This is a genomic window from Ilyobacter sp. (assembly GCF_041583315.1).
Classification (GTDB): Bacteria; Fusobacteriota; Fusobacteriia; order Fusobacteriales; family Fusobacteriaceae; genus Ilyobacter.
In genome coordinates this window covers 1-2,507 of record NZ_JBFHGC010000432.1, presented here as the reverse complement: position 1 = coordinate 2,507, position 2,507 = coordinate 1, and the positions used below count along the sequence as shown (strand labels likewise).

The window sequence follows — 2,507 nt, the reverse complement described above, 5'->3', positions numbered from 1 at the left end:
TACTCACTCATGAAGAATAGACCCAGTTCTTTTCCTATCTTTCTGTGATCTCTCTTTTCTGCTTCCTCTAGAAAATTCAGATGGTCTTTTAGCCTCTTTTCATCAGAGAATGCGAATCCATATATTCTCTGGAGCATCTTATTCTTAGAATCCCCTCTCCAGTAAGCTCCTGCTAGTGATTTTAGCTTAAAGGCCTTCATATATTTTGTAGAAGGTACGTGAGGCCCCCTGCAAAGATCCATAAAGTCACCCTGCTTATAGAAAGAAAGCATCTCTCCCTTTGCGATGTCCTTTATTATCTCCACCTTGTAATTTTCCCCAAGGTTCTCAAAATGCTTTATAGCATCTTCTCTAGTCATCTCGATTCTCTCTATTTTTATATCTTCTTTTACGATTTTTTTCATTTCAGCTTCGATTTTTACCAGGTCTTCCTCTGTAAACTGCTCTTTAGGATCAAAATCATAATAGTATCCGTTTTCTATGGCAGGTCCGATGGCTACCTTTGTTCCAGGGAATAGTCTTATTACTGCCTGCGCCATAAGGTGGGCTGCAGAGTGTCTTATTACCTCTTCTCCCTCTTCTGTTTCTGGAGTTATCAGTTCCACTGCTGCATCTTTTTCTGTGATATATTTCATGTCCACATTTTTTCCGTCTACCTTAGCCGCAATTGCTTTCTTTGCAAGAGAATTGCTTATGCTCTTGGCAACTTCAAACATATTGGGAGCATGGTCAAATTCTTTTATATCTCCGCTTGGAAGTGTTATCTTCACCATAGTAATCTCTCCTTTTTTCTATTTTTAATTTTTTTATTAACCTGTTTTATAGGGATCTTTCAGTAAAAAAGACCACCCGGTTTTGTCCAGATGGTCTCTCTATCTCAGCTCTCAAGATTCCCCACATAGACACCAACCATTTTGAAAATACAATACGGGTTTGTATCTGATGTGATACAAACCCTTAATTATTGGTTAATGTAGTTGTAGTATGGAAAAATACTCCGTACAACATAGAAATCTCTCCTAATGATACCTTTTTAAAAATGATACCAAAAACTACCTAATCTGTCAACTTTTTTGCCCTGTCTTTCTCCCGAAAACATCCGACAGACTATTCTATATCCTCTACATTTACCCCATCAAAGAGATAGGTCTGCGGTGATGTCTTATCTCCGTCATTTTGAGCTCCAAAACCAAATATAGGCATATTAGGAAAAGTAAGAAGAGTAAACTGCAGTGCAACTTCCCATTCATAGTCATCTGAAGAACTTACATATTCCCTTGTCATAGCCACTGCCCATTCATAGTAGCCTTTTTCCTTGCCTATTTCCACCCCTATACCGTCCAAGGTTTTTCTGTTTGAGTCGTCTCCGGAAAGTGTTTCGTTAAGCCTTACAAAGGTTTTTACTCTCCAGCCTTCACTAGGTTTTCCCACCTTTGCACTGAGACTGATTTCGTGGTCCCTGTCAGTCTCTGACCAATCGTCACTACTGTCATATTCAGCATCCTGATTAAATTCATACCCAATACCTAGTCTGTTGTATGAGTAGTACATACTTACATCTACACCTTCCATAGAATCCCAGTAATTAGAAGTTTCTGCATATCTTTCACTGTTTCTCTGGAACATCAGATATAGAGAGAATTTTCTCTTGTATTCTCCCAGATCCATCTTTTCATCTCTTATACTGCTAAGATTGAAGTCAAGGGAGTTGCTCTCTCTGTCCTCAAGAATCTTACGTATTTTTTCTATGTCTTCCTGGCTAAGTTCATCTTTATCTTTCCCGGTTTCCTTTACGCCGTATTTTTTGAGGTCCTCATCTGTAAACCTTTTGTCCCTGTATTCATATCTGAATGATACGACATCAGATGAGTAAATATCATTTTCATCCTCGTTGTGTACATAATCTTCATAAGTTCCCTTATAATAATGCTCTACATCTCCTCCGTTTAGGTAAGAAAAGCTGTATATCTGGTTATCTACATCTATATCTACATCTTCATCAGTCTCATTGTATCTGTAATCTTTACCTCTTATGAATTCAAACTGCCATTTATCCAGGCCGTTTTTAAGTTCATATCCGTAGGTATCTTCGCTGATTCTCTCTCTTGAGTCATCAGTATCTTCCATATCCCAGATATCATAATTTATTTTTTCTTTTTTATAATAGACCTTGTGATCTCCCAAAGAATAGTCTATACCATACTGTTTGTTTGTCAGATCATTGAAGTTTTCACTAGATTCATTTTCATCTGTAAAATGCTCATCAAAGTTATAATAAATTTTTGCTATCTTGGTATCATCTATTTTTATATCAACACTGTTTTTTATTAGATCTCTTTTTTTACGGCTTTCATCAGCTGCATCGTAGATGTTGCTGTAATCAATAGTATACCCTGTCTCTGTATTTCCTACACCCATTGTAAGTGTATCTTTATATTGAAATTTCCTGTCTTTGTTTTTAAGCCTGATATCTGCAGCTTCATCAGCATCTCCGAGTTCACTGTCTC

At 37.2% G+C, this 2,507-nt stretch carries 1 protein-coding gene and 1 pseudogene; both read right to left on the bottom strand.

Features of this window, described 5'->3' with window-relative positions; genetic code table 11:
• The coding region (locus tag ABZA26_RS12535; RefSeq protein WP_372714851.1) for a TGS domain-containing protein at positions 1–773 on the bottom strand (773 nt) is incomplete at its 3' end.
• 334 nt (positions 774–1,107) lie between these two features.
• A pseudogene (locus ABZA26_RS12530) lies at positions 1,108–2,507 on the bottom strand (hypothetical protein); the annotation flags it as partial.